Annotated in this window: 21 protein-coding genes and 2 tRNA genes; 8 read left to right on the top strand and 15 right to left on the bottom strand. The window is 45.3% G+C overall.

Going from position 1 to position 26,986, the window contains the following annotated elements; translation table 11 throughout:
- Positions 1–174: 174 nt before the first annotated feature.
- The 3 genes from L4C42_RS03735 to L4C42_RS03725 all read left to right on the top strand — a co-directional run bounded on the left by L4C42_RS03735 (position 175) and on the right by L4C42_RS03725 (position 4,239).
- Entirely contained in the window at positions 175–1,194 is a 1,020-nt protein-coding gene (locus L4C42_RS03735; RefSeq protein WP_353496398.1) for a LacI family DNA-binding transcriptional regulator, read from the top strand.
- Positions 1,195–1,509: 315 nt separating this feature from the next.
- A complete protein-coding gene (locus L4C42_RS03730) occupies positions 1,510–3,069 on the top strand; it encodes a cellulase family glycosylhydrolase (RefSeq protein ID WP_429759371.1) in 1,560 nt (519 codons plus the stop codon).
- Positions 3,070–3,195: 126 nt separating this feature from the next.
- Entirely contained in the window at positions 3,196–4,239 is a 1,044-nt protein-coding gene (locus tag L4C42_RS03725; protein WP_429759573.1) for a substrate-binding domain-containing protein, read from the top strand.
- A gap of 57 nt (positions 4,240–4,296) precedes the next feature.
- On the opposite strand, the gene L4C42_RS03720 is transcribed toward L4C42_RS03725, so the two are convergent.
- A complete protein-coding gene (locus L4C42_RS03720; protein WP_429759369.1) occupies positions 4,297–7,371 on the bottom strand; it encodes a GH116 family glycosyl hydrolase in 3,075 nt (1,024 codons plus the stop codon).
- Between the two features lie 61 nt (positions 7,372–7,432).
- Between L4C42_RS03720 and L4C42_RS03715 the strand changes: the two genes are divergently transcribed.
- Entirely contained in the window at positions 7,433–8,377 is a 945-nt protein-coding gene (locus tag L4C42_RS03715) for an aldose 1-epimerase (protein ID WP_353496403.1), read from the top strand.
- Positions 8,378–8,421: 44 nt separating this feature from the next.
- Here the strand turns inward: L4C42_RS03715 and L4C42_RS03710 are convergent, their stop codons facing one another.
- The 8 genes from L4C42_RS03710 to L4C42_RS03675 form a co-directional block, all read right to left on the bottom strand.
- Positions 8,422–10,833, bottom strand: coding sequence for a glycoside hydrolase family 94 protein (locus L4C42_RS03710; protein WP_353496404.1), 2,412 nt, complete (start codon positions 10,831–10,833; stop codon positions 8,422–8,424).
- A 72-nt stretch (positions 10,834–10,905) separates the two neighbouring features.
- Positions 10,906–12,000 (bottom strand): ABC transporter ATP-binding protein, encoded by a 1,095-nt coding sequence (locus tag L4C42_RS03705; protein ID WP_353496405.1) that lies wholly within the window; start codon positions 11,998–12,000, stop codon positions 10,906–10,908.
- Positions 11,993–13,348 carry a GH1 family beta-glucosidase gene (locus tag L4C42_RS03700; protein WP_353498703.1) on the bottom strand — a complete coding sequence of 452 codons (1,356 nt, stop codon included), beginning with the start codon at positions 13,346–13,348 and terminating at the stop codon, positions 11,993–11,995. Before L4C42_RS03700 ends, L4C42_RS03705 begins: the two co-directional genes overlap by 8 nt.
- Before the next feature lie 3 nt (positions 13,349–13,351).
- Positions 13,352–14,212, bottom strand: a complete 861-nt coding sequence (locus tag L4C42_RS03695) for a carbohydrate ABC transporter permease (RefSeq protein ID WP_418642273.1) — start codon at positions 14,210–14,212, stop codon at positions 13,352–13,354.
- A gap of 34 nt (positions 14,213–14,246) precedes the next feature.
- Positions 14,247–15,236 (bottom strand): carbohydrate ABC transporter permease, encoded by a 990-nt coding sequence (locus L4C42_RS03690; RefSeq protein ID WP_042499607.1) that lies wholly within the window; start codon positions 15,234–15,236, stop codon positions 14,247–14,249.
- A gap of 64 nt (positions 15,237–15,300) precedes the next feature.
- Positions 15,301–16,542 carry an ABC transporter substrate-binding protein gene (locus L4C42_RS03685; RefSeq protein ID WP_112461087.1) on the bottom strand — a complete coding sequence of 414 codons (1,242 nt, stop codon included), beginning with the start codon at positions 16,540–16,542 and terminating at the stop codon, positions 15,301–15,303.
- Between the two features lie 18 nt (positions 16,543–16,560).
- Positions 16,561–17,568: a LacI family DNA-binding transcriptional regulator gene (locus tag L4C42_RS03680; protein ID WP_353498704.1), complete on the bottom strand. Its 1,008-nt coding sequence runs from the start codon at positions 17,566–17,568 to the stop codon at positions 16,561–16,563.
- Between the two features lie 262 nt (positions 17,569–17,830).
- The gene (locus tag L4C42_RS03675; RefSeq protein WP_353496406.1) at positions 17,831–18,103 is read right to left on the bottom strand and encodes a hypothetical protein; all 273 of its coding nucleotides are present in this window, start codon (positions 18,101–18,103) and stop codon (positions 17,831–17,833) included.
- A 380-nt stretch (positions 18,104–18,483) separates the two neighbouring features.
- On the opposite strand from L4C42_RS03675, the gene L4C42_RS03670 reads away from it, so the two are divergent.
- Both L4C42_RS03670 and L4C42_RS03665 read left to right on the top strand, forming a co-directional pair.
- Positions 18,484–20,775 (top strand): glycoside hydrolase family 9 protein, encoded by a 2,292-nt coding sequence (locus L4C42_RS03670; RefSeq protein WP_429759364.1) that lies wholly within the window; start codon positions 18,484–18,486, stop codon positions 20,773–20,775.
- Positions 20,776–20,849: 74 nt separating this feature from the next.
- The gene (locus L4C42_RS03665) at positions 20,850–21,638 is read left to right on the top strand and encodes a family 16 glycosylhydrolase (RefSeq protein WP_353496408.1); all 789 of its coding nucleotides are present in this window, start codon (positions 20,850–20,852) and stop codon (positions 21,636–21,638) included.
- Positions 21,639–21,729: 91 nt separating this feature from the next.
- On the opposite strand, the gene L4C42_RS03660 is transcribed toward L4C42_RS03665, so the two are convergent.
- The 4 genes from L4C42_RS03660 to L4C42_RS03645 form a co-directional block, all read right to left on the bottom strand.
- Positions 21,730–22,422: a hypothetical protein gene (locus L4C42_RS03660; protein ID WP_353496409.1), complete on the bottom strand. Its 693-nt coding sequence runs from the start codon at positions 22,420–22,422 to the stop codon at positions 21,730–21,732.
- Between the two features lie 260 nt (positions 22,423–22,682).
- Positions 22,683–22,759, bottom strand: a tRNA-Val gene (locus L4C42_RS03655).
- A gap of 38 nt (positions 22,760–22,797) precedes the next feature.
- A tRNA-Val gene (locus L4C42_RS03650) sits at positions 22,798–22,874 on the bottom strand.
- A 180-nt stretch (positions 22,875–23,054) separates the two neighbouring features.
- Complete coding sequence (locus tag L4C42_RS03645) at positions 23,055–23,720, bottom strand: DUF2726 domain-containing protein (protein WP_353496410.1); 666 nt, start codon at positions 23,718–23,720, stop codon at positions 23,055–23,057.
- Between the two features lie 139 nt (positions 23,721–23,859).
- Between L4C42_RS03645 and L4C42_RS03640 the strand changes: the two genes are divergently transcribed.
- On the top strand, positions 23,860–24,396 hold the full coding sequence (locus L4C42_RS03640) for a lipocalin family protein (RefSeq protein ID WP_353496411.1): 537 nt from the start codon (positions 23,860–23,862) through the stop codon (positions 24,394–24,396).
- A 10-nt stretch (positions 24,397–24,406) separates the two neighbouring features.
- Here L4C42_RS03640 and L4C42_RS03635 read toward each other — a convergent pair whose 3' ends face one another.
- Positions 24,407–25,168 (bottom strand): MBL fold metallo-hydrolase, encoded by a 762-nt coding sequence (locus tag L4C42_RS03635; protein ID WP_353496412.1) that lies wholly within the window; start codon positions 25,166–25,168, stop codon positions 24,407–24,409.
- 110 nt (positions 25,169–25,278) lie between these two features.
- On the opposite strand from L4C42_RS03635, the gene L4C42_RS03630 reads away from it, so the two are divergent.
- A complete protein-coding gene (locus tag L4C42_RS03630) occupies positions 25,279–25,986 on the top strand; it encodes a glycerophosphodiester phosphodiesterase family protein (protein WP_353496413.1) in 708 nt (235 codons plus the stop codon).
- A gap of 41 nt (positions 25,987–26,027) precedes the next feature.
- Here the strand turns inward: L4C42_RS03630 and L4C42_RS03625 are convergent, their stop codons facing one another.
- Positions 26,028–26,945, bottom strand: a complete 918-nt coding sequence (locus tag L4C42_RS03625) for a LysR family transcriptional regulator (protein ID WP_353496414.1) — start codon at positions 26,943–26,945, stop codon at positions 26,028–26,030.
- Positions 26,946–26,986 lie beyond the last annotated feature (41 nt).

Here is a 26,986-nt window from a genome sequence, read left to right as displayed (position 1 = left end):
CAGCTTACATTCACTACACTTATGAAAGATCCATATGCTGGGTATATCAAGCTATCTTCATAAACACGAAATAGCTTGATACTCCGCACAAATCGAGTAAATCAAACTAACTAAAAATTGGGTAATAATATTAATATCACTTTATACCTTCGCTATGCTGCTTAAGCCATAATAATGAAAAAGAAAAAAAAATCCGCCACGGTTTACGATGTGGCTAAACTCGCCGGTGTGTCACCCAGTACTGTCTCACGCTTTCTTAACCGTACCACCTACGTATCAGATGAGAAAAGTGAACGCATTGAGGATGCGGTTAAAAAGACCGGATACAAGCCTAGTTTCCAAATGCAACAGGATTTGAGTCGACGTTCAATGACTATCGGCGTGTTAGTACAACACCCAGATAGCCCTTATACCTCTACTATCGTCAACGATATGGAGAAGACGCTGATAAGCAAAGGCTACTCTTTAGTTATGGCCTCTGGACACTGGCAAAACAAGCTGGAAAATCATGCGCTTGACTACTTAATTAAAAGCAATGTTGACGGCATAATTATTGTTACTGGGAACTTAGACAACCAAAAAATAATCTCGACAGCGAAGTCGATTCCTGTTGTTACGGTTGGTTACGATATTAAGGGAGACAGCATTTGTTCGCTTAACCTTGATAATGTCATGGGTGGTTACATCGCTACTCTTCATTTACTCCAGCAAGGCCACAAAAATATTGCTCATATCAAGGGATTATCATCACAACCTGATGCATCTGCACGTTTTGAAGGTTATAAACAGGCACTTAGTGAAGCCAGCATCCCGGTCAACTCCAAACTGGTCAAAAGAGGCGATTTTGGTATGGATTTGGGCTACAGTGCAACAAAAGAGTTAATCGACTCCAACATCTATTTTTCCGCAATTTTTGCAGCCAATGACCTTACCGCCTATGGTGCTATCAAGGCACTGCATGACAACGGCCTTAAGGTTCCTCAAGATGTTTCCGTGGTTGGTTTTGATGACTTACCGACTTCAAAATACTTTACGCCCGCTCTCACCACGCTAAGGCAGCCGATTGAAGAGATAGGAACTGTATGTGCAAACTCTATTCTGAGTATGGTTTTAAAAGGCCAATATGAAGCTAGAATGCCACCTATAGATTTAATAATTCGTCAGTCAACAAGCTCTATATTTAATAAAGGCTAGCTTATAAAACCAGAATAAAAGCCCACGTAACCATACGTTGGCTTTTATTTTTAAACCAACTATTACTAGCGTGCGTGATCTAAATCAAATAATAAAGTCAGATACATTCAACTAACGGTTCAAGCTCTCCAATACACATCCACACAAGTTCACAAAATTCCTACAAACGCATATTTATCATCTATTACAAACTTTAACCCTCTTCTTACCATTGCTATTTTTATTATTGAAAGAAACGCATCATTAATAAGGAAATCATTGGTTATGAAACGCACTAAATTATGTAATTTATCGATAGGAAAAAGAGTTCTTTCCTTGACGTTACTGGCAGCTTCCACTCAGTTGGCATATGCCGTTGAACCACTCACTGTTTCTGGCAACCAGGTGTTAGCTGGGGGCGTCGCTCAGAGCTTTGCTGGCCCAAGTTTATTCTGGAGCAACACCAATTGGGGTGCAGAGCGATTCTACACTGCCGCGGATGTTAAAGCTGCGAAGACAGAACTCGGGGCAACGTTAATCCGCGCTGCAATAGGCCATGGCGCAACCGGGGGTCTAGAAGATGACTGGAGTGGTAACATGGCAAGGCTCGAAACCGTTATCGAAGCCGCTATTGCTGAAGATATGTATGTCATCGTTGATTTCCACAGTCACTATGCTCATAACGACTGGGCTCGTGCTGAAGCGTTTTTTACCCACGTAGCAACCAAATATGGCCACCATGACAATATCATTTATGAGGTCTACAACGAGCCACTCCAAGTCAGCTGGAGCAATGATATTAAGCCATATGCCGAGTTCATCATCGACAAGATTCGAGCTATTGACCCTACGGGAATCATCGTCGTCGGCACGCCTAACTGGTCTCAAGATGTGGACATTGCCTCTTACGACCCTATTAATCGCCCTAACATTGCTTATACCATCCACTTTTACGCGGGCACCCACGGTCAATCTCTGAGAAACAAAGTGCTCACCGCCTTAAACAATGGCATTGCCCTATTTGCTACTGAGTGGGGCACCGTTAACGCAGATGGTGATGGTGCGGTCAATCAAGGTGAAACAGATGCCTGGATGGAGCTGTTCAAGACATACAACATTAGCCATGCGAACTGGTCGGTCAATGACAAAGCAGAAGGCGCATCTATGTTCACTCCTGGTGGTAGTTGGGGCAACTACACGGAATCGGGTTTGAAGGTAAAAGAGATCATTTCTAACTGGCCAACGAGTGCTGGAGGCGGTGGTGGCGAAAGCGATCTCACGGGTCCTTGTAGCGTAACTGCCCTTCCGGGTCGCATTGATGCGGAAAGTTTTTGCTATGCGAAAGGGTTAAAATTTGAACATACAACCGACGCAGGTGGAGGCCAAAACCTTGGCTTTACCGATGACGGTGATTGGATAACATTTGACATTGATGCTCCTAAGGCAGGCAAGTACGAAATCACTTACCGAGTCGCTTCTGAGCACGCAAATGCTGGTGTGATTCAGATAGAGCAAGGCGGTGGAAACGTAACGTATGGTGAAATTACGGTAAGTGGTACCGGTGGATGGCAAAGCTGGCAAAACATCACTCATACCATTTCACTGCCGGATTCAGGTCAACATACCGTGGCGCTATTCGTTAAAACTGGTGGTTGGAACTTAAATTGGTTCGAAATGAAACCAGTTGAAGGAGACGTTACTCCTCCTACCGGATCTTGTGACAACGTCACTACTCATCCAAACTGGCTTCACGCTGACTACGAAGGCGGTCCAAATACGCACTTGCTTGAAGGTGAAGAAATGGTTTATGAAGGCAGTAAGTATCGAGCCAATTGGTATACCAGTTCGATTCTAGGAAGCGACGCCTCTTGGTCACTGATTGGAAGCTGCCAATAACTAAACTGCGTTTTTAATTACATGAGCTGGCTCGGGTAGCCAGCTCAAATTGCTTTTTGTGAGCCATCCCCTTTTTAAACATCGATAACGTGCTAGTTTATTGTTTTAGTTGATTTTATAAATTGAATACCAAGCTCAAAACCTACCCTAAATGACATTGCGCTAGCCGCATCTGTCTCCATATCGACTTTGAATCGCTATATTCATCAGCGTGGCTTTGTGAGCCGTGATAAACAGCTCAGAATACAGAAAGCCATGGTCACACTAGGCTATCAGCCGAAGCCAACAAAAAACAAAGTGACCGACAAATTGAATTATCTGGTTGGGGTACTTTCGCCGTACGCGCTTTGCCCTCACAGCAACGCCATCTTGTCAGGTCTTGAGGGTGAGCTAGGCAAATATCAGCTCTCCCCTGTTGTTATGATAGGCAACTGGAACAACACACAAGAACAGACACGCACTAGGCAACTGATTCACCAAGGGGTGGATGCTCTTGTCGTTATTGGTAGTAGCTTAACCGCACCACAGCTTATCGAGATAGCTCTGCAACTTCCTATCATTACTATTGGAGGCCACGATATCAAACACCCAAACATTCACTGCATTAGCAATAGTGGATTAGTCGGGGGGGACATGGCGACAAACCACCTGTTAAGGCTCGGTCATACCGACATCGTCTACCTTTCAGGCTTAGTCTTTCACCCAGATTCTCAGCAGCGACTTCTCGGCTACAAGCAGGCACTTGATAAAGCCGGTATTGATTATTGCCCCGAGCGAGTCGTCAATGGGAAGTTCGATGTAGCCAGTGGACGCGATGCAGTGCGCAAGCTCCTTTGCCAAGGCGTGCAATTTACCGCCATTTTTGCTGCCAATGATCAAATGGCCTTTGGAGCGATCAGTACGCTCAAAGAGGCCGGTATACAGGTACCGCATCAAGTCTCCGTGGTCGGATTCGATGATCATGAAGTGTCTGCGGTATTTACCCCGGCGTTAACGACCCTTCGCCAACCGTCCCTCCAATTCGGTCGACTTGCGGCTACACGAGTTGCTAGCGCTCTTGGCCTCTTCGTTGAAGAAGAATATCAAACCAGCGAGGATGACTTTGTTCACTTGATCATCCGCGACTCCTGCGGTGAAAACAATAAAATTAAAGACGAAAAAAAGGGTTAGGATATCCTCCTAACCCTTTGTATAAATCTATTGATATCTTTTCTCTGCTTTCTGCAATTAGTATAAATAAGAGAAAATCATACCCGGTCTGAAGTAGCGCCCAGCGGTATATTTGAGCCCTGTATTGAGCAACCAAGTTTGTAGCTTGACCGCCTGTTCGTCAGGCATAGCTTCTGTAAACACGCTACGAAACTCAGCAAAGTCCGACGTCAAATCTGGATTTACTCTGCCATCAGCCAAAATACAATTTGTTGCTTTCAGACCTTGCAGCCATTGCTCAGCCGTGGATTCCGCTACGCCAAATTGCTCGACTAAATCAGACTGAGAAACAGCCACTGAGCAGTTAAACCCTTCTGGCGCGGCAAATGGGATCTTCGCGTAGTGGTAGAGCGCTGTATAGACAGAATCAATCAAAGCCTCAGCTTGCTGCTGTTTTCCTGCAAGTTTTAGCGCCGTTGCAGTACTGAACTGCACTCCAATCCAAACGTCTTGTGCCTGAAACGCATCATGGGGTGCGCCATCGCAAAGGGTCATGTTAGCCACACCCAACTTCGGACTATTCTCTTTGAAGTTTGTACGGTAGATGTAATCAAGGGTACGAGCGACTTTGTGATCTTCAAACAGCCCTTTATCACCAATCAGTTTCAAATAACTGTCAGCAAGCAAGGCATCGCCAAAGCTGTTATCTGAGTCAAGTAAGATGTCCTTGTACGCTGCGGTAAACACATCCGGAGCAAGCTCTAGTAAACGATGCTTTTTAGAGACTCGCTGCTCGAACATGCTCAGTTCAGATTCAAGGTCAACACTATCTAAGTAAGCGTTGATTACTTTTTTATCTTCAGTTTTATCGCCAGTTAGTGATAGGCCTAATGACTGTAAAGAGTCATTGGTTTCACCCGTTAAATGCTTGGCTTGTACAGGCGTTGCGAAGAAATGGTAATAGCCATTTCTTTCATCCCACAATGCGCGCTCCAACGTGTCTAACGCAGCAGACGAACGTTGTTGATACCAATCTGCTAAGTCCTTTTCATCCATCAATTTAGCCAGTTTACTGGCGGCTTTAAGTCCGGCAGACCACAAGCTAGCACAATAAATGGAGATGCCATGAGAGGCCAAGTTATCGAAGGTATCATCCGTACCACGCGTCAGCGGCAGTGTGTCACCCTCTTCAATGAGCGCCGTCAAATACTCAACGCTTTCCACAATGGCAGGCCAGCAGGCTTGAACGACCGACAAATCGTTAGAATGCACATAGTGACGGTAAACCATTAGAATGTATTTGGGTGCAAGATCTTTCCACTCTTTCACGTTATGCCAATCATAGGCGTCTGGCTGAATGTCGTAAGGACTACCTAAGTCATGGATAACCGCACCTTTGATCGCTCGCACGCCTTCATACTTGGTATCACATAACTCTGCGTTTGGCTTTTCGGCGTACTCCCAATAGCGACGCTTGGTTGGATCGGATGCCATAATTGCGTCAGCAAACTCGCGCATGACAACACCATCAAGCTCAGGCAGTAGATAAAGCAGAGAGAATGAGCCATAGAAATACACATCAAGAGAGTTAAAGAACGGATAGTCCACGCACTCTTTCACCAAAAACTTATCCTGACAATCCCACACTGTCGATTCTGCTAGAAACGACAGTGTATTCATTGCCATTGTAGTAAAGCGGGCTGCGCTCTCACTGCTTTCAAAGTTCGCTTGAGCTTCTTGGTAAAATGCCTCCTGCTGAGAGACAATTCGATGCTCGATATCGCTTAGTTTTGGCAGAGTATCTTTAAGTATTGACTGTGCAGGGTGTGATTCTTGGTAGAATTGAGCGTACGATTTTCTCGATTCCCATCCATCAAGGGAGATTTTGCTGTGATCCATGACCTGAACGAAACGAAGATCGACCGTTTGACCTGGCTCAAGCTCCACTTGAACACAAACCAGACCCTGTAAGCATTCACGGCCACTGTATATGCCTTTGTCGAACAACTGATTGGTTCGGCCAGTTTTTAAGCTGGTTTCCAGCGCTTTTTGGGATTGTGTGATATAGAGCGACGGTTTTATGGAGACGGTGACTTTGCCGCTTTTAAGTAAATCCGAGTCCGATTGAACACCAAAGCAAACTTCTCCCTCAATATCAGACGCATAAGGTGACTGACTTGTCTGTGCCACGCCCTTAAATACCGAATTATCCGTTGTAATGGTGACAGGACGGTGCGACTGATCGATTGGGTTTTGCGTAAGAGTACAAAATGAATCTTGCACACCATCGCGGCCTTTGCGGTAGGTAGAGCCAATAAGATTAGTGAGTGGCTGAACAATCGTCACTACTTTTGTTTCATTACTGCTGTTTTCTACTGAGAACAGATTCCAGTGCAGCGGCAACGAGCACAGTGTTTTGTCACCCTTAACAATAGGTGACACTACATTTCGAGTCAGTTTGATATCTTCAAACGACGAATACTGATACTGCGCAATGGGATACATGGCTTGGTAATGAATGTCTTCACGAGCCACACTTTCGATCGCCGACTGGCCAACCGCATTTAACGAGCGAAGCTGGGCTGTATTGTTGACCAAATGTCCATCAAAAAAATCAACAGCAACTCGCACCTGTGTCGAGACACTATTTGCATCAAGCTCCAAGTTATGCAGTGTTTTATCAGAGAACTCAACGTTCCATTTTAAAAAACCATCTTTATTTTCACTATAAAACGTAGCATCAATCAGAGAACGTTTAATTTCACTCTCTATATCTTTTCTTGAAATATCGGTCGCTATCTTTCCATTCAGCACAACCGGGTAATATTTAAGATATTGAATCAAACCATCCAAATCAGTTATTGCTAAATTTTCAACCGTCGGAATATCCATAACTGAAACGTGGAAATCGTTAAAGTTTAATTCCTCAGATTCAACATCGATAAAAATCCCCGGAACAAAGCTAAAGTTTGGTGTAGAACCAAGCGGCGTCAGCGTGAATGCGCTGCCAATCCCACCTACTGCCATTCCTGTGTTGTCTGGGGTTGTTGAGATAGGCACGTACCACGGTTGAATAAATTCAACCGCATTTCCCTTAGCACACAGTTCATTCACTGTGCCCTTGTAAGTAGTATTTTCTATATTAAGAATCATAACAATCCCTTATTGAATATCTTTTTTATTGTGATAGCATCAAATAAAAATGGAGTCGAAAATGTTTAAAATAACCCAAGATAAATTTGGCCACTTTGGTTCATTGCAAATTAAAAACTCAAAATGCGGTATAATATTGGAAATCATCCAAGACTTTGGCGCAGTAATAAATAAACTCATTATCAACAACAGTCCTTTCTCATTTATTCAGGGCTATCAGAGTGCGGAAGAATTAACCAAAACTCATCCGTTCTTTTCTCGTAGCGCCAAACTGTTTCCATTCCCAAACCGCCTAGAAAAGGGGCAATACTTATTCCAACAGCAAACATTTACCCTACCCGCTAACTTCCCTTGGTCTCAAGATGCTGTTCACGGGTTACTTTACAATCAACCATTCTCAATCCTTCATACCGATGCCAATGTTGACTATGCCGAAGTGACCCTTCGCTACAACACCGAGCACCTTTGTGCTGGTTTCCCACACAGCTTTCTATTAGATGTCATCTACCGTATCGATATTGATGGTGTCTTAACTTGCACCACCGAAATCACGAATACCGGCGTTAACTCTCTGCCCTATGGTGATGCATGGCACCCATATTTCTCTTTAGGCTGCGAGCGTGACCAAGTAAAACTAAACATGCCGTCTAGCCAAGAACTCGTTTCAGAATCGGGCCTTCCTACTGGTTCATTCAAACCATTTGACCAGTTTGCCCATGGCGCTTGGTTAGGCGACGCGGAGCTGAATCACTGTTTTCAGTTCGAGCTGTCACGCCCTATCGCTTTGTCTCTTGAGCGAGCAGATCAACGAGCCTCTATTCGTTACCAGCAAGACGCAAGCTACCCATTCATCCAACTCTATACACCCAACTCAGAGCCCACGTTGGCTATTGAACCCATGACTTGCCCGGCGAATGCGTTTAATAATCAAATCGGTCTTAAAGAGCTAAGTCCCAACCAGCTGGAGCGTTTTACTTGGCAATGTCAGATTAGCTATCAAGCCTAAACCACCATACCGTCATAAGGGGCGCTAAGCGCCCCTTTTTTTATTTAACCGAGTGTCACTTCGATTTGGTGTTCACCTTCTGCAAGCACCGGGATCTTGTTACCGTCAATCAGTTCGCCATTAACCTTCACTTTCGTAACCCCTTTCGAAACATGCTCTGGGTTAGTCACTTCAATGCAGTAAGTTGCTCCGCGGAACTGACGTTTCACTTTGAATCCAGGCCAGGCTTTCGGAATACATGGGTCGATGATTAGGCCATCGACATCTGGTCGAACGCCTAAAATCCACTGTGTACCCGCCACATAAGTCCAAGACGACGTACCCGACAACCAAGCATTTCTTCCTAAGCCAAATTGCTCATGCTCATCCCCTAAAATGTTCTGCGGATAGCAGTAGGGTTCAGATTCAAACACATCAATGTGATCGTTTTTCGATGCAGGGTTAATTTGACGATAGTATTCATAAGCTCTATCACCATTGCCCATTTTCGCTTCAGCGATCATGACCCATGGGTTAGAGTGCAAGAATATACCGCCATTCTCTTTCGCGCCCGGAGGATAAGTGGATACACCGCCCAATTTTGGATCAAACCCGTTGTAGCCCGGTGTCGACAACTTAATACCATTACGTGTATTGAGTTTTTGATACACGGAATCTAACGCTTGAGTCGCACGCTCTTCAGTAGCAAAACCTGAAATAACCGGCCAGCTTTGGCCATTAGTGTATATCTGCCCTTGCTGATTCACATGTGAGCCGATCGGCTCGCCTTTCTCATCAAAGTAACGAATGTACCAATGCCCATCCCAACCAAAGTCATTGACGATACGCTGCATCTCTTTATAGTACTCTTCAAAGCGCTGCTCTAACGCACTATCCGTACGCAGTTTGCAGAGGTCGAGCATATCCAGTAGCGCCTTACCGTACATATTGGCGATCATCATAGACTCAGCGCCCGTCGGCAAGTTCACCGTATCATTCCAGTCCGCAAAACCTAACAGCGGCAAACCATGCTGGCCACGATTGCTGTAAGTAAACTCAATCGCGCGACACAAGTGATTCCAAATGCTCGCCGACTCAATAGGGTTGCCGTGTTTATCTTTTTGATAATAAGGTAGCACCTTATCTAGGAACGCGGCATTACCGGTCTCTTTTACGTACTGAGTGACCGCAAAGATAATCCAGAGGTGATCATCACCGTAATAATCTGGACGGTCTTCTTCCTCCCGTGAGTCACCTGCATTCGCTTCCATGGTTGACGGGAAAAACTGGTGCATAGCCGAACCATCGGTGTTTTGTACTGTTAGCAATCGCTCAATCAACTCGCGAGCTTCTTCTGGCATATGTGAAATAACACCCAAGGTATCTTGAGAAGAATCCCTAAAGCCAATACCGCGCGCACCATAGCCCAGTTGATACAGCGACAAGTAACGCGACCAGTTTTTCGTGGTGTGACACTGACGCGGGTTGTGCACATTTAACATTGAGTTCATTGCCGGATCAGGCGTGTCGACGTGCAGTGTTGCTAAATACTGCTCCCAATGAGAAACCAACGCGTTAAACGCCTCATCGACCGTTTGGTGATCGCGATATTTAGCAAGCAGATCGGTCGCTTGTTCTAAACTTTCCATCTGAGTTAGCTGCACCACAGTGCGCTCTTGCTGTTCTGGCTCTAGCCAGCCTAATCTTAGGTTCAGTGCACCAATGTTGTCACCACGCAGACATTCAGAATTGTTCAGCTCTTGGTGATTTAACGCTTGCGGTGCTGCCCAACTTCCATAGCTCATATTGCCAAGAAATTGCTGACGATCACCATCAAATGAAGTCGCGATTCTGTCTGCCGTCATTAGGTTTACGGCAAAATCTCGCTTCATAAAGGCGTATTGTTCCAGCACAGTATGACCGCTCTGTTGCTTGTGCGCTTTCAGCGTCATGGTTTGTGGTACCCAGTCAGCATTAAGGAGCTGCTTTAAAGCATCAAAGTGAGTGAACTCATACACTGGAATCACATCTACATGCAGTGGTTTGTCAGAGATGTTGGTAACTTTAATATCCTGTAGCAAAACGGGATCGTTGTGCGGTACAAAGAACGTCGCTTCACAACGCACCCCATACCCTTCCGATACGATGGTGGTGTACGACAAGCCTGTATGGTTTTCATAACGCTCCAGAGGCTTGAGTGTCGGCGTGTAGAAAGGCGAGAAAATTTCTACATTACCATCAGCGTCTTGAACCTTAATATAGGTCGTAGACCCTTTAAAATCGGAGTTTGGCAGCTGGGCGATGTATTTGGTGACCCTGTTGAGTGCTGGGTCCCCCTTACACAGCAGCACTCCACCATTACTATCCACCAAGCCGCCAAAATTGAGCGTGCCCACATAATTACACCATTTAATCGGTGTGCACGGTGTCGTGGCGACATATTCCTTTGCTGCGTCATCAAAATATCCAAATTTCATCGTCGTGTTCCCTAACCCCTTAACTCTCAAAGGGGTTTATTCAAAGTTAAATTAAAATCGTTCGCTTGCGGACTAGTCGATGGCGAGTGAGTTTTCGCTTAAGGCATCGAACAAGTGGATTGCATCTAAATCCAGATAAAGAATGAGATCGTCAACGTCGACTTCTGCCGCTTGCGTTTCAACTACAAATGGCTGACCAGCCACTTCGGTCTTCAACAGGATGCTCGCGCCAAGTAGTTCCTTGTCTTTGATTGATACAGGGATTGGGAGCACACGGTCATGGTCGACTTGCTCAGGGCGAAGATAAAGATCTGTTGGACGTACACCAAAGTGCAGAGCAACATTTTTTGAAGCGTGCGCTTTAAAGCGTTCTGGCAGTGGAATATGTACATCACCAAGCTCAACGAAAAATTCGCCATCGATGTCGACAAGCTGTGCGTCGAGCATGTTCATTGATGGGTTCCCAATAAACTGAGCAACAAACTTGTTGGCTGGACGTTTAAAGACATCCGTTGGTGTGCCAACCTGTGCAACGTAGCCATCCTTCAGAATGACGATGCGATCAGCGAGCGTCATGGCTTCGATCTGGTCGTGAGTCACGTAAATGGTTGTGGTCTGTAGTTTACGATGCAGTTCTTTGATTTCTTCTCGCATTGTGCCGCGCAATTTGGCATCCAAGTTCGACAATGGCTCATCAAACAAAAATACCTTCGGTGTGCGTACCATCGCACGCCCCATCGCGACACGTTGACGTTGGCCGCCAGACAGTTCTTTCGGCTTACGATCGAGCAGTGGCGTTAGCTCTAGCATGGTCGCGGCTTTGCGAACTTCAACATCGATATCACGCTTAGCCATGCCCTTTAGTTTGAGAGCAAAAGCAATGTTTTCATACACTGTCATGTGGGGGTACAAAGCATAACTTTGGAACACCATCGCCAAGTCTCTGTCTTTTGCGTCCACTTTGTTCATGCGCTTGTCGCCCACAAAGATATCACCTGATGTGATGTCTTCTAAGCCAGCCAGCATTCTTAAAGTTGTTGATTTTCCGCAACCCGAAGGGCCAAGAAACACCACGAACTCACCGTCCTGGACGGTAAAGTCGAACTCTTTTACGACTTCTACGTCGCCGAATGATTTTTTGATATTACGAAATTCTACTTTAGCCATTTTTGTTCTCCTCAGAGCGCGCTAGAAGCATATTGCGATAGGCAATCGCACTCTGTTTCAGTGTTCTTTTTTGTGTTTGATAGTCGACATGTACAATGCCGAATCGCTGGACGTAACCGAACGCCCATTCAAAGTTGTCCATTAAGCTCCAAGCGAAGTAACCGTGGACGTTAACGCCGCTTTCTATCGCCTTATCTAGAGCAAGCAAGTGCTGTTGCAGGTAGCGTTGACGCTGTTCGTCATCCACCTTTCCTTCAATACACTCATCATTGCCTGCGGCGCCATTTTCAGTAATGTAGATCGGTGGCAGGTTTGGATAGCGTGACTTGATTCGAACTAACAGATCGGTCAGTCCCTGCGGGTAAATTTCCCAACCGATATCGGTGTGCTCTGATTCGGATTGAGGAACTGATTCGATATCGCCATTTTCATCAAAACGCACTACGCCACGTGAGTAGTAGTTAATACCGATGTAATCTACCGGTGCAGAAATAATCTCTAGATCCCCTTCTAGCACCATAGGTTTGTGGGCGTACTCGCGCTCTAGTACTAATTCGGGATAACTTCCCTTAAGCACCGGATCCATAAACCAGTGATAATTCGCGGCGTCTTTGTACATAGCCGCACCTTCGTCCTTTTCGCTTTCTGGATAGAACGGTGTGGCGTTGTAAACAATCCCATGCAATGAATCAGGCGCGTTTTCACGCAGTACTGGCATTGCTAGACCATGTGCCAGTAATAGGTGATGCGACGCTAAAAGCCCTTCAGACTCCCCGACTACGCCAGGTGCATGCATCCCCCAGCGATAACCAAGGAAAGCGGATACAAACGGTTCGTTTAGCGTGGTGTAGACATCGATCTTATTACCAAAGTAGCGACTTACTACCTCAGCATAGTGAGCAAACTTATACGCCGTTTCACGATTAAGCCATCCACCTCGGTCTTCTAAATATTGAGGCAAATCCCAGTGGTAAAGCGTGACGTAGACTTTCATACCGAGAGCATGACACTTGTCGATAATGCGCTCATAAAACGCTAAGCCTTGAACGTTGACCGCGTCTTCTTCAGGCAGGATACGCGGCCATGCAATTGACAGCCTGTAGGCGTCGACACCAAGAGAATGAATCATCTCGATATCTTGTTCCCACAGGTGGTAATGGTCACAAGCAATATCGCCATTGTCACCGTTGTCTACCTTGCCCGGTTGTCGGCAAAACGTGTCCCAAATCGAATCGCAGCGCCCGCCTTCTTTCGTCGCGCCCTCAATTTGATAAGAGGAGGTAGCAACACCAAAGACAAACTGTGGGTCACGCATTTTTGAGCCAAGTGGCAATTGAAACTGTGGCATCATTTACCCCTTAACTGCGCCAGATGTTAAGCCGCTAATCATCTGTTTAGAGGCAAACAGATAAGTCACAACCAGTGGAAGAATTGAGATAGTGGTACCAAGCATTACTGCGCCCCATGGGGTATTTGGTATGCCCTGCACACTTCTTAGTGCCTGAGTAATCACGTAGTTTTCAGGTGAGTTCAGAACTACCAAAGGCTGCATGAACATGTTCCAGAAGAAAACGAACTGAACAATCGCAAGTGTGGCAAGCGCGGGTTTCATCAGCGGTAGTACCACGCTCCAGTAAGTACGTAGTTCACCAGCACCATCTAGTTTGGCCGCTTCAAGAAGCTCACGTGGAATCGAGGCCACCACGTGCTGACGCATCAGGAAAATACCAAACGGCGTCGTGGTAAATGGAAGCCATACCGCAACATGGTTATCGAGCAATCCTAGAAACTTCACGATCATAAAGTAAGGAATCAAGCTCAATACTGGTGGAATCATCATCGAGCCTACCAGCATGCCAAATAAGATGTTCTTACCCTTGAACTTGTGAACCGCAAAAGCGTAACCACCCATGCTACAGAACAGCAGGGAAATGGTGGTACCTACAAAGGCCACGTAGACAGAGTTAAACATCGCCTGCCAGAAAGGCATGATTTCTTGTAGCTTCGCGTAGTTAATCGCCAAGCTATCTCCGATGGCAAAACTGATACCAGTTCCAAAGATTTCGCTGCGGTCACGTGTCGACAGTAGTGCCGACCAAATAAACGGGAACACGGTAATAATTGCAGAGACGATAAGTATCGCTGCAAGCAGCACCATTAACGCTTTCACCAGCAGCTCTACAGTGCGATCGCTCGGTTTTAGTTTTGCCATTACGGCATTCGAGTTATGCGTTAGAGTCGTCATATTAGTGCTCCCCTAAACCTTTCTTACCAAAGAATAAAAATTGAATTGTTGTACATCCGGCGATGAGCGCGAACAGTAGCCATGAAATTGCAGATGCTGTGCCCATTTCTAGCCATTCCCAACCCACTTTGTACAAGTACATAGAGATGGTTAGACCCGCCTGACCAGTACCGCCGCCACCGCGAGTCAGTACGAAAGGTTCTTCGAACAACTGCAAGTTACCGATGATGGTCATGGTGACAGCAAAAAAGACAAAAGGACGAATCATGGGTAGTGAAACATGCCAGAAGCGACGAAGCGCGTTAGCACCATCCATTCGTGCAGCTTCTAAGATATCTTTAGGGATCGTCATTAAACCTGTGGTGTAAAGAACGATGTTAAAACCGGTGTATTTCCAAAAAACCATGATGGCAATCGATGGTTTGATTAGCGTTGCATCGTCAAGCCAGCGGATAGGTTGATAGTCATTGACCCACGCAAATGCCCAACCAAGAACCGTGGTATCAGCCAAGTAAATCAACGTTTGGTTGATGATGCCTGAGCTTGGCGAATACATATTGAAGAAGATAAGTGACGCGGCGACTGTTGATGTGATGAAAGGCAAAAAGTACGCAGACGTCAGCCAATGGCGAAGTCTGTCGCCAAGGGAGACCAAAATATAAGCCACTGGAATCGCGACTAAGTGCTGCGCCACACCAGAAGTGATTGCTAGCCAAAATGTGTTCTTAAGGGAGCGCCACAACCACGGGTCGGTAAGCGCAATGTGGTAGTTTTCTAGTCCCACGAAGTTCATCGCGCCAAGACCTTCTACTGGGTTCCATTCGTGAAAAGAAAGGAACACTGAAAATAGAAGTGGAAAAATACCAAATACAGAAAAAATAATTAGGAACGGCAACAAAAACCCATAGGGGGCTAATGCCTTGGCATTAATACGAGCAATAATACTCTGCCTTGATGTTGCTTCCATGACGTTGCTCGCTGAATGACTCATAGTAACGACCTCTTAAAGAAGGAAGCGCGCTAGCACGCTTCCTTAAATCAAACTCAAAAACGGATTAAAGGTTACGCGTTCTGCGTTTAATTAGGCGCTCAGCCTCGGCCAATGCAGTTTTGATGTCTTTATCTTCATCCAATACTTCCATCAGTGCATTTTCTAGAACGATTGAGCGAGCAACGTGGTCACCTTTCGCTGGTGCAACCGGTTTGATGTTGTTCGCTACTTCAGCAAATAGCTGACGCGCTTTTTGACCACCAAGGAACTCAACTTCTTGGTCAAACAGTTTGTCGTCGTAAGTCGTTACGTTAGCTGGGAACGCAGCAATCGTCTCAAAGTGCTTAAGCTGTGAGTCACGATCTGCTGTCATGAATTCGATCAGCTTCCAAGCTTCATCTTGGTGCTGTGACTGAGTAGGGATAGAAAGGAAAGAGCCGCCCCAGCTGCCGTAGATGCCATCAGGTAGATTTGATACTGCCCACTTACCTTTTGTTTCTGGTGCAATCCAGTTATTCAAGTGACCAAGCAGCCATGCACCCGACTGTTGAGTCGCAAACGTGCCATTTCTAAAACCTTCATACCACTCGTTTGACCATGCCAAAATGCGGCCATCTAGACCTTTTTCACGAATTTTCTTCGCGACTTCAAAAGCGTGTACAAAACGCTCAGAGGTAACGACTGGCTGACCGTCTTTATCGAAGTAAAGACCTTCGCCTTCAGGTACTGTGGTGTAGATGATTGCTTGTGCAACATCCGCTGCAGAGGCGATCAGTTGAACGTTTTGTTGCTTCAGTTTTTCACCTGCAGCAATGTAAGAGTCCCAATCTTTGATGGCATCTTTCACGTCGATACCCGCTTTTTCAAATAGATCTGTACGGTAATACATAACGCCAGGGCCTAGATCCACTGGAATGCCGTACATGTTGCCATCAGAGCCCTTACCTTGCGCCCATGCGTAGGGAGCAAAACGCTCAGCGTATTTATCTGCACCGTATTTTTCAGAAAGGTTGACCAAACCACCAGACGCTACAAATGGACCAATTTTCTCTACATCAACAACGATGACGTCACCCGCACCTGAGCCCGTCGCTAGGTTAGTTGTCAGTTTAGTGTGATGGTCACCATGGTTGTTCATCAAGTAATCAACCTTGATGTCATTTTCCTTTTCAAACTCAGGTAGCAGAACTTTCAAGCTGCTGTCAAAATCTGGAAAACCATCAAAACGAATCGCTTCTTCTGCATTAACAGCGGTAATTGTTCCAAGCGAAATCGCACTATAAAGTACTAAACTCTTTAATTTCATGTTATATCCTTAATAGAATTATAGGGTAGTAAGTAGATCCTTAACTGAATTTCTAACCACTAGTGAAGGGAGTAGTTTAAAATTAACGTCGCACTTATTATTCCCCAATTTTTGAATAACAAGCTGTACAGCTTCCAAACTCATTTGTTCAATTGGGAAGTTCATTGTCGTTAATTTTGGCGTTAAATAACGAGCGAACAAAATGTCATCAAATCCAATGAGTGACACTTGTTCTGGCACTGAATATCCTTGCTCTGCCAGCACCTCATACGCACCTAAAGCCATATGATCATTAGTAGCAAATACTGCGGTAAAGTGGCATTTCCTCCTTATTATTTTTTCCATTGCACTGGCACCACTTTCTTCGGTAAATGACGCTTCGGCAACAAGCACTTCATCATATTCAATACCTGCGTCAAACAGTGCATTTCTATAACCTTGCAGACGTCCTCTAGCATCGGATTTATCTAAAGGACCTGTAATACAAACAATATCCGTGTGACCCATTTTAAGGAGATATTGTGTTGCTATTTTTCCACCAAGTTCATTGTCGATGGTGATACAACTTGATTTCATTTCCGGAATGAATCGATTGATAATCACAAGCGGAATACCTGACTCTTCAATTTGAATTAAGTAGTCATCGGGAACATTTTGCGCATGAACAATCAACGCATCGACTCGGCGGCTAATTAAAAACTCAATCGACTCTTTTTGACTCGCTTCCGTATTCGAACCCGCACTGACGACGACATGATAGCCAAAGCGTCTAAGGTGCTCTTCCATGTTGTGAAGTATCCCAGAATAAAACGGGCCGCCCAGTTCCGGTACCATGATACCGACACTTCCGGTGCGACTAAACGCAAGCGCTTGGGCGATTGAGTTGGGTTTATAAGCCAGCTCTTTAATGGCTTTTTCAACCTTCAGCTTTTTGTCGTGACTCACTCGGCTGGTACCGTTGATGACTCGTGATACTGTCGCCTGAGATACACCTGCTAACTCTGAAACATCTTTGATAGTCGCCAAAATAACCTCGATACGCCCCTGCATGAAACCGTTTTCAAGCTGAGTATTTCTTATATGAGGTCCGTTAAGCGTGATATAACTCACATGGAATTGAAGGGAAATTTTTGAAATTGCTGAATATTGAGTGCAATGGCAAGTTTTTCATTGGCCATGAAACTCTTTCATGAAATCAAATTTGGAAATAGTGACCTAAGTAGTAAAGATGCCCATGCAAACACCAAAGAAGCGTGTGCATGGGCTGTAATGATAAGAATGATCTTGTCTATAATCCTAGCTTTTGTCGAGCCACCTGATACTCATCTTCAATAGTATCAATGACATACTGACTTGGCGCTCTGTCAGAGACGTATCTCGCGCGTACTTCTATGTTCTCAAGTTGTGCGCTCCGCCAGTTTTCTAGCGCCTGTTCTATATCGCTTTTTGACATACTACTTTTGATCGATTGTATGGTCATATAATCCAGCGCATCCTGGCTAGTGGCTGTAAATGAAACCGCTGATGCAATAATGGTCAACGTAATTAACTTTGCTCTCATAACAATATTCCTTAACCTTATAAAAGACGAATAAGACACGTTGAAACACGAAACCGGTTTCAAGAAAATATGCCCTAACATCGACATTAACTAATAAGAAAATGTCAATACAATAGTAGTACAGAACTGTGAAATATCCATTTTCGTGACGATGTTCACGTTAATTTCTTATGAGTAATTGTTTAGGCTAACCTTGCTAGGTCGAGATGCGCTTTCATGGCTACATAAATATTTTCATGAAAACAATTCACCAGCACGATAGCCGTTGTATATTTGTTCACAGTTATAATGCTAAGCATTTATTTAAATTCAATTTTCCACCAATCTTCCTTGCCTTAAGCACTACCCAATATATGGTTAGACAAAATAATGGAGGACATATGACAAAACTAAACAAGATAAGTGCTGTTATTCTTTGTGCCGCATTTCATTCTTCAGCCGCGCTGAGTGATGAGATGATTCGTAATGGTAATTTTAGTAGTGCTCTCGACGGTTGGTGGACCGCAGGTGCAAGCGCAACGCCAAAGGATGGCTTCGTTTGCATGGATATAAAGAGTACAGGTAGTGACGCTTGGAGCGTGATCTTAGGTCACGCCGGAGTGGGTTTGGAACAGGGCGAGAAGTACTCCATTCGCTTTGATGCCTACGCTAGTGTCGATACCCAAATGAAAACCCTGATACAACATGAAGGTCCTCCTTATACTCATTACTTCCTCACAGAAACCGTACTTTCCACCAAACCGGAGTCGTATCAGTATGAGTTTACACATCAGCTTGATAGTGATGCTGGAGGCGAATTCCAATTCCAAATGGGCGCACAGAAAACAGGCTCTGTGTGTGTGGCCAATGTCTCAATCGAAGGAAAGCCCTATTTTGAGGTGTCTAAGACCTCGCCCATCCGCACTAATCAAGTCGGCTTTTATCCTCAAGCGGATAAGCTTATCTTTATCACTTCTGACTCCAAGCAACCTTTACGCTGGACGCTTAAAAATGCTCAAGGCATCAACATCGATCTCGGTCGAACATCAGTCTTTGGTTTAAACCCAGCCTCTGGTGAGCATCTTCATCAAATCGACCTATCAAACCTAACCACTGAACAAACCGGACTGACGATCTCGGTTGATGGCGAAGACAGCTATCCATTTAGCATCCAAAAGAACCTTTACCAGTCGCTTAAACACGATGCTTTCTCCTACTTCTATCAAAACCGAAGTGGTATTGAGATCCAAAAAGAATATGTTCAAAGAGCCGATTTAGCGAGGCCAGCGGGGCATACTAACGACCGCGTAACCTGCTTTGATAAAGAGGATGCGTGGGGAAATCAGTGGCCAGGTTGTGAGCTTTCTATCGACGTGACCGGAGGTTGGTATGATGCGGGCGATCACGGAAAATATACGGTTAATGGCGGAATCACTACATGGACACTACTCAACCTATATGAACGCGGGTTATGGCTCGACAATGCCAAGCTTCCGTTTAGCGGCGAAGAGGTAAAGATCCCCGAAGCCTCGCAAGCTGTTAATCCAGTGCTGTCGGAAGCGCGCTGGAACGTTGAGTTCATGCTGGCAATGCAAGTACCCGAAGGACAAAATGTTAGCGTTCCTATTGGCGATCAATCTGCTAGTAAAGCACTTGAGCTGACCGCCATTGATGCTTCTCATCTGGCGTTTCATAAAGTCGCCGACGAAGTGTGGACTGGTATGCCATTACCACCGCACAAAGACGATAAAAAGCGCTATGTCGGCCAGCCAAGTACGGCTGCGACTCTTAACCTTGCGGCGATTGGCGCTCAATGTGGACGATTATGGAAAGATATCGATCCTAGCTTCGCCAAACGTTGTCTAACCGCTGCCGAAAAAGCGTGGACAGCAGCTTTAGCGCATCCGGACATTTTTGCCTACGACAACTTCACCGGCTCAGGCCCATATGATGACTTGGTTTTGAGTGATGAGTTCTATTGGGCGGCGAGTGAACTGTTCATTACCACGGGTAACGCTCAATATCGCGACTTCTTGAAAAGCTCTCCACACTATCTAGAGACACCAAAAGGTAACATTGCCACCGACGGCGATATTTTCTGGCAATACACTGCGCCACTCGGCACCATCAGCCTTGCCGTTGTTCCTAATAACCTAGGGAAAGAAGCGATTTCACAAGCTAGAACTAACATCATTCAAACGGCCTCTAACTACGAAGCACAAGTGACTAAAGAGGGTTACCACATTCCTTACTCTGTCGAAGAGTACCCTTGGGGGTCAAACTCAAACTTGGTTAACCGAAGCTTATTCTTAGTATATGCCAATGACTTCAGTGGCGAAGTGAAGTTTCTAAAGGCAGCAGCGAACGCGATGGATTACATACTGGGGGCCAACCCGATGAACATTTCCTATGTTACCGGTTATGGCAGCCACGCGGCGCAAAATCCTCACCACCGTTTTTGGGCAAAGGCGGCAGATGAAAACTCTCCGGCTCCTGCACCTGGTGCTTTAATTGGTGGGCCTAACTCGATCAGCTTTTCCGACCCCATTGCGGCAACAATGAAAGGACAATGCATCGGACAAACCTGCTATCGAGATAACATTGGTGCATGGTCACTCAATGAAATCACCATTAACTGGAATGCTCCGCTGGTTTGGGTTGCGTCAGCTTTGGACGAGGGAAATCTGCACTAATACTGAGCTTTTTTGAATCAATCCAAATGGCCAGCCTCTAGGCTGGCCTATTGTCTACTTTTAAGAGGTTCATAATGACCACAATGTTAAAACTCGTTTGGCTTATCCCTGCGATACTGATCACCGCTTGCAGTTCAGAGAGCAAAACACCGCCGCAAGTCAACGAGGGCACTTCCCCCTCCTTCAATACTGCAGATCAACCTTTGTATGGCGCTGAGGTGTTTAGTCACGACAAAGTACTGTTTGGAAAGTTCGTTATCCGCATGAAAATGGTCTCTAGTCCCGGCGTCATTTCATCGTTCTTTACCTATGACAACGAAAGCTGGGCAGGGGGGATACCTTGGCGTGAAATCGATATTGAGTCGGTAGGAAAACGAAAGGATTTGCTGCAAACCAACTTAATCACTGGTGAAGCAAGCCATCGTATCCACTCAGAACAGCTCCACACTGTTGATGATATCGATGAATTTCATGAACATACTCTTATCTGGACACCGGACGAAATTACCTGGCAAGTTGATGGCGTGACCATACATCAAGAGCTGGCTTCGCAGTCTCTGCAAGTTCAAGACATGCGTGATACTCCACAAAGCTATCGCATGAACCTTTGGGTTGCAGATTCCATCGATTGGGCCGGGCGATTCAATATAGACAACCTACCGCTGGAGCAAACCATCGATTGGATTAAGTACTACGCCTATGACAATGGGGAATTTACTCTTGAGTGGCGTGATGACTTTACTTACTTCGATAGCAACCGCTGGGGTAAAGGAGATTGGAGCTTCGCTGAAAACCTCGCGAACTTTAGGCCAGACAACGCAGTCATTGTAGACGATGCCCTGGTATTACGATTGACCCGCTAGGTTATTTCATTTCAACCAAAATATTCCATGTAACTAAATCAAAAAGCCCGTGACAAAAACGGGCTCTTTTGATTACGCGCAGAAAATACAATTAGCTCGGACGGCTCATCTTAACGCGCTGTTTCACTCGGTCAATGCGCTCTTTGTTGATGCGTTCTTTTAACTGAGGCTTAATATCTGCTACTGGAACAGCCTTCCATTCACCCTCATGATAGACAACGATATAAGATGCACGACTGATTTCCTCACGTACCACCCACTTACCGTCATCGATACGTTTCACATCGCCACGAACATTCCCATCGGGTCCTCGGACAGTCCAAATGCCATTGTCATTTTTGCTACCGGTAATCGTATGCTCCGTGTGCAGCGAAGAGATAGTAATCACATCATCTTGAACCAAGATTTCACCAATACGAACGCCATTATAAGTAATGGAGTACAGAGTCTCACCTTCTGTTTCACGCTCTTTGACCGTAGAGATCTTCGCATCTGGGTTAACCGGTGTTTCATATTCCGGTAAGTGCACAGGGACATCTTGGTCTAAATCTGGGATATACACATAGCCGAAGTCAAAGCCTAAACCTGGCTCTGTTGGCTCAGAGTCCTCTGGTACACTATTACCATAGCCTGGATCCACATTTTCAAAACCCAGGTCGCCATCAAACTCAGGCAGTGGTTCTGTCGGCGATGAGCTTCCACCACTTGATGAGCAGCCTGCAAGTAAAGCGACAGCAAGTGCAGAGCAAAGTAGTTTAGATTTTCGAATCGAGGTAAATTTCATGATGTTTTGCCTTCATGTTTTAAGATGAGCAAAGCTTAAACGCCTCGACCTATTCAAACTATAGGGCAAGAAGTAATTCTGATATTTATGTACTGAATATCGAAAACTCTTAGGTGTTAAAAAGTTAGCGGTTTGAATCAGGAGAAAGGCAGCATGTTAGTCATCATTGGGTAGCAGGCATGAGATTGTGAGACAATGGAGAAAAGTCATAACGTGCAGATACAAAAAAGCCCGCTTCAAAAGCGGGCTTTTTCGAAATTTGGTGGGTCCGGGCGAACTCGAATCGCCGACCCCCGCCATGTCAAGGCGGTACTCTAACCAACTGAGCTACGGACCCAAATTTTGTTCCATTCTGAATAAGCATTCAGAGAAGGATGGTGGGTCCGGGCGAATTCGAATCGCCGACCCCTACCATGTCAAGGTAGTACTCTAACCAACTGAGCTACGGACCCATCTCTCTGGAACGAGAAGGATATTAACCAGACTACCTTAGCTCTGCAAGCACATTTTTGTATTTTTGATGCCGTTTGGTCTAATCGCCATCAAATCGACTCTTTTTTATGCGTCAGAGCCTAAAAAATGTGAAGGCTATCAGCTCTTTGGCGAATAATTATAATCAACAAACTAACGAATTATGCCGATTGCTCGTCGTCGAACACCACATTATAGTTCTCTGTGTACTGACACAGCGGTTGGCGGCTACATGTGAAAAAGCGTCGACCTTTGAACTCCCCTTGCATGGCGGTCTTAATTGTCATTGGACTGCCACAACGCTTACAGAAGCGAACCTCTTTGTCTGGTTCTATCAAATCAATATGGGCAGCCAGTAAACGGCGAATTTTACCTACTTGATAGCTAAGCTTTACCGAAGCACCAATCAGCGGAACGTTCGCCGATTTACACACTTGCATGATCAGTCGCTGACGCTCAATTTTTCCTTTATGTAGCTTCTGACCATTATCATATTCTATGATCACGCGTGGTTGCATCGTTCTTGGGTCACAGACGACGAAATCAAAATAGCTTTTGGCGATCACGTTATTTGCGATAAACCACTGCTTCTTGCTTTTCATTTGCTGCGGTGTCACAACATTTGCCATGCTAACTTTAGTCAGTATCACCCCATGATCGCCCACGGCTTCTTTTAACGCATTATAAAACGCCGTTTGTGCTGAAGATAAAATGGGACCTTTCACTTTGTATTGATACGATTTGGTATCTTCCTGTTTTACAAAGTATTTCAGCGCTACCATGGAAAAACCCACCAGCAAAGCAAAGACGATAAAAATCTCAAACATGTTTTTAGCAATACCCAATGGCTAAGTAGACAATACTTGCTCAGATTAAGCGCAATACCTAATAGATGCAATCTTTGTAGTCTTACCGACACAAAATGACGTATATTCAATAAGTAACCAAACTATTAGAGGTTTTAGGATGAAACTGCTACGTCAATGTTTGCTGATTTCCATCAGCGTGGTACTCCTTGGCTGTACCGGCATGCCAGAAAGTGTTAAACCCGTCTCCAACTTTGAACTAAACCGTTACCTCGGCAAATGGTATGAAGTCGCGAGGCTAGACCACAGCTTTGAGCGTGGTTTAGATAATGTATCTGCCACCTACTCGCTCAATGAAGACGGCAGTGTAAAAGTACTCAATCGAGGTTGGGATACAGAGGATTTGGAATGGTCTGAGGCCGAAGGTAAAGCTAAGTTTGTTGAATCTGAAGACATTGCTCACCTAAAAGTATCCTTCTTTGGGCCTTTCTATGGCAGTTATGTTGTCTACTACCTAGAACCTGACTATTCAGTCGCATTGGTAAGCGGTTATAACTCGGATTATTTTTGGATCCTTTCTCGAACACCATCGATTGAATCTAAGCAGCTTGAGAAGTATGTTGAGCGCGCGAACATCGCTGGATTTGATACTGAGAACTTAATCTTCCCAAAACACGACAAAGCTCAAGTGAATTAACGCTTGCTCGCTAACCCCTAGCGAGCAAAGATTTTACCAAGCTTTTAAGTTTAATCTTCGTCACGCGCCAATGAGTGACCGGTCTTCTTGGTGCTGTTTCGAGGATATGTTGCTTAGCCTTTTCATCAAACGAGACGGGACCACGATGAGCAAGTAACACCCGCTCAGCATTGAGCTTGTATATTTTATCAATCGAATTTCGATATTGATTGGGATGAAATACAGGAAAAGGCGCAATTAAACGCTGCTTGACCTCCACCATAAGATCCGCCACATAAACCGTCGACTGCTTGGCATTGTAAACAGAAATGTCGCGATCTGTATGGCCTGGTGTTGTGAGTACCTGCCAATCGTCAAAATACGGTAAAGTATCACCATCGCCCACGGCATGATCGACTTTGAGTTTGCGTTGATACCATAAGTTGCGCTTGGGCTTACCCATTCGATTCGCCATATACCGGGCCAAAATCAAATCCGTTAGGTGCATAGCCACACCATCAATGCCCGCATACCAAGCTTTTGGCTGCTCACTGGAGACAATGTCCGCTCCAGTCAACGCTTTCAACCTATGAGCCGCTCCGGCGTGATCCGGGTGCATATGCGTGACGACGATGGCTTTGAGATCAGAAACAGGACGATTCAGTTCGTCCCGAATATAGCGTAAAATCGTGCCGACATCGGCTCGGCTTGCGCCGTCCAGTAACAGCAATTTATCTGGATACTCAGCGAGATAAATCTGTTGGATATAACCTGAAATCTGATGGATTTTCATAAGCCTTGCTAACTGGTCAGACAACCTTGATGCAAGATAACCTGATATTAACAACATTGCAACAAACCCTATTATATATAGCGATAGACGTCGCTTTCTGAGGTTCATTTATGAGTGTAATTTATGTTGGTCATAGAGGTGTAGCAGGGACTCACCCAGAGAACACCATGGTCAGTATTCAACAGGCGCACGCGCTAGGATTGCAATGGATTGAAGTGGATATTCAACCAACCAAAGACGATGTTTTAGTGGTCTGTCACGACCATACAGTGAACCGCTGCAGTAACGGAAAGGGGCGCATTGACGAGCAAACTATCGAGCAGCTCAGTAAGCTTGATTTTGGTGCTTGGAAGTCAGAAGCGTTTGAGCAAGAACGCATCATGACACTAGTACAGTTGCTCGATTTTTGTCACCAGCACAATATGTGCATCAACCTTGAGGTCAAGATCGATAGCCACGACGCCAACCATGTTGTCTCTTTGCTCAAATCGGTACTGGATATCCATTCTATAGATAGAGAATGTCTTATTATCTCCAGCTTCAGCGCTGAAGTAATGCAAGTACTGTTCGAAGCAAAATTGGGAACACGTCTTGGTGTGCTTGCCAAACGATTGAACCGCAAAGCCATTGCCAGCATTCAAAACGTCAACGCATTCAGTTGCCACTTAGACTACAAATGGCTAACCGCTAACCACCTTAATATGCTGCGTGAACTTGAAGTAGAAATTTGGTGCTATACAGTAAACAACCCAAAATCGTTCAAATACTTAGATAAAGTAGACGCCATCTTTACTGACTATCCAACGCGCTTTATTTAATCGAGATCCTGCGGAGCTTAACTTACCGCTCCCCGGTCAATCTAAGGCTCTGGGTTTAGTGATGCGACCATAAAGTCGATAAACGCGCGTCTTCGAGCCGGCATGAATTTCGACTGAGGAAACTGCAACGTGATCTCACCTTGATAGCGTGAGATTACTCGCCATTCTGGAAGCACTTGAATGACTTCACCGTTTTGAATCGCCTCTTCAACCACAAATTCTGGGAATATGCCTATTCCCAACCCTTGCTTAACTGCGTTAAGGCGAATTTCTGAATGGTTGACCGAGTATGGTCCTTCTACCTCGACTTTGACATCCTCTCCACCCTTTGAAAAACGCCAAACATTGTCATTTGGCTGCTCATTAAGGTACAGGCAATCATGCTGCGATAAGTTGTCTGGATGAAAAGGAATACCATGCGATTGCAAATAGCTTCGACTGGCGCACAACACTGCATTAGTATGCCCTAGCGACTTCGCAACCAGGTTTTCCCTCGGGAAGTGAGTCAGTTCAAACACAAAGTCAAGGTTATGCCCAAACGGGTCAACAAACTCATCACTGACCATCAAACGTAGTTTGGCTTTTGGGTATTTGGCTAAAAATTCAAGCATCAGTGGTTGTAAGATACGGCGGCTAAACGCTTTAGGCGCTGCAATGCGCAACTCGCCTGTCACCTCACCTAACTCTTGGCTCGTCACGTGAACTATATCGTCAGCTGAATCAATGATCTTCTGACTGAATTCGTAAACCACTTTGCCCATTTCCGTTGTCACTTGCTTTCTCGTCGTGCGCTCTAGCAAATCTGCATTTAAAGCGGCCTCTAGGCGACTGATCTGACGGCTAACACCTGATGGGGTTACTCTCAATCTTTGCGACGCTGCTGTAAAGCTACCTGAATCAACAACCGTGACGAACGCCACGATGTCCGGCAGTAATGCCATGAGCTTATTTGTGTCCATTAGTCACAAGTCCTATGAAGTTTGGAAGTATTATCACGCCT

Origin of the sequence: Vibrio wakamikoensis (assembly GCF_050337275.1) — a bacterium.
Taxonomy (GTDB): domain Bacteria; phylum Pseudomonadota; class Gammaproteobacteria; order Enterobacterales; family Vibrionaceae; genus Vibrio; species Vibrio chaetopteri.
This window is presented reverse-complemented; position numbering and strand designations above follow the sequence as displayed.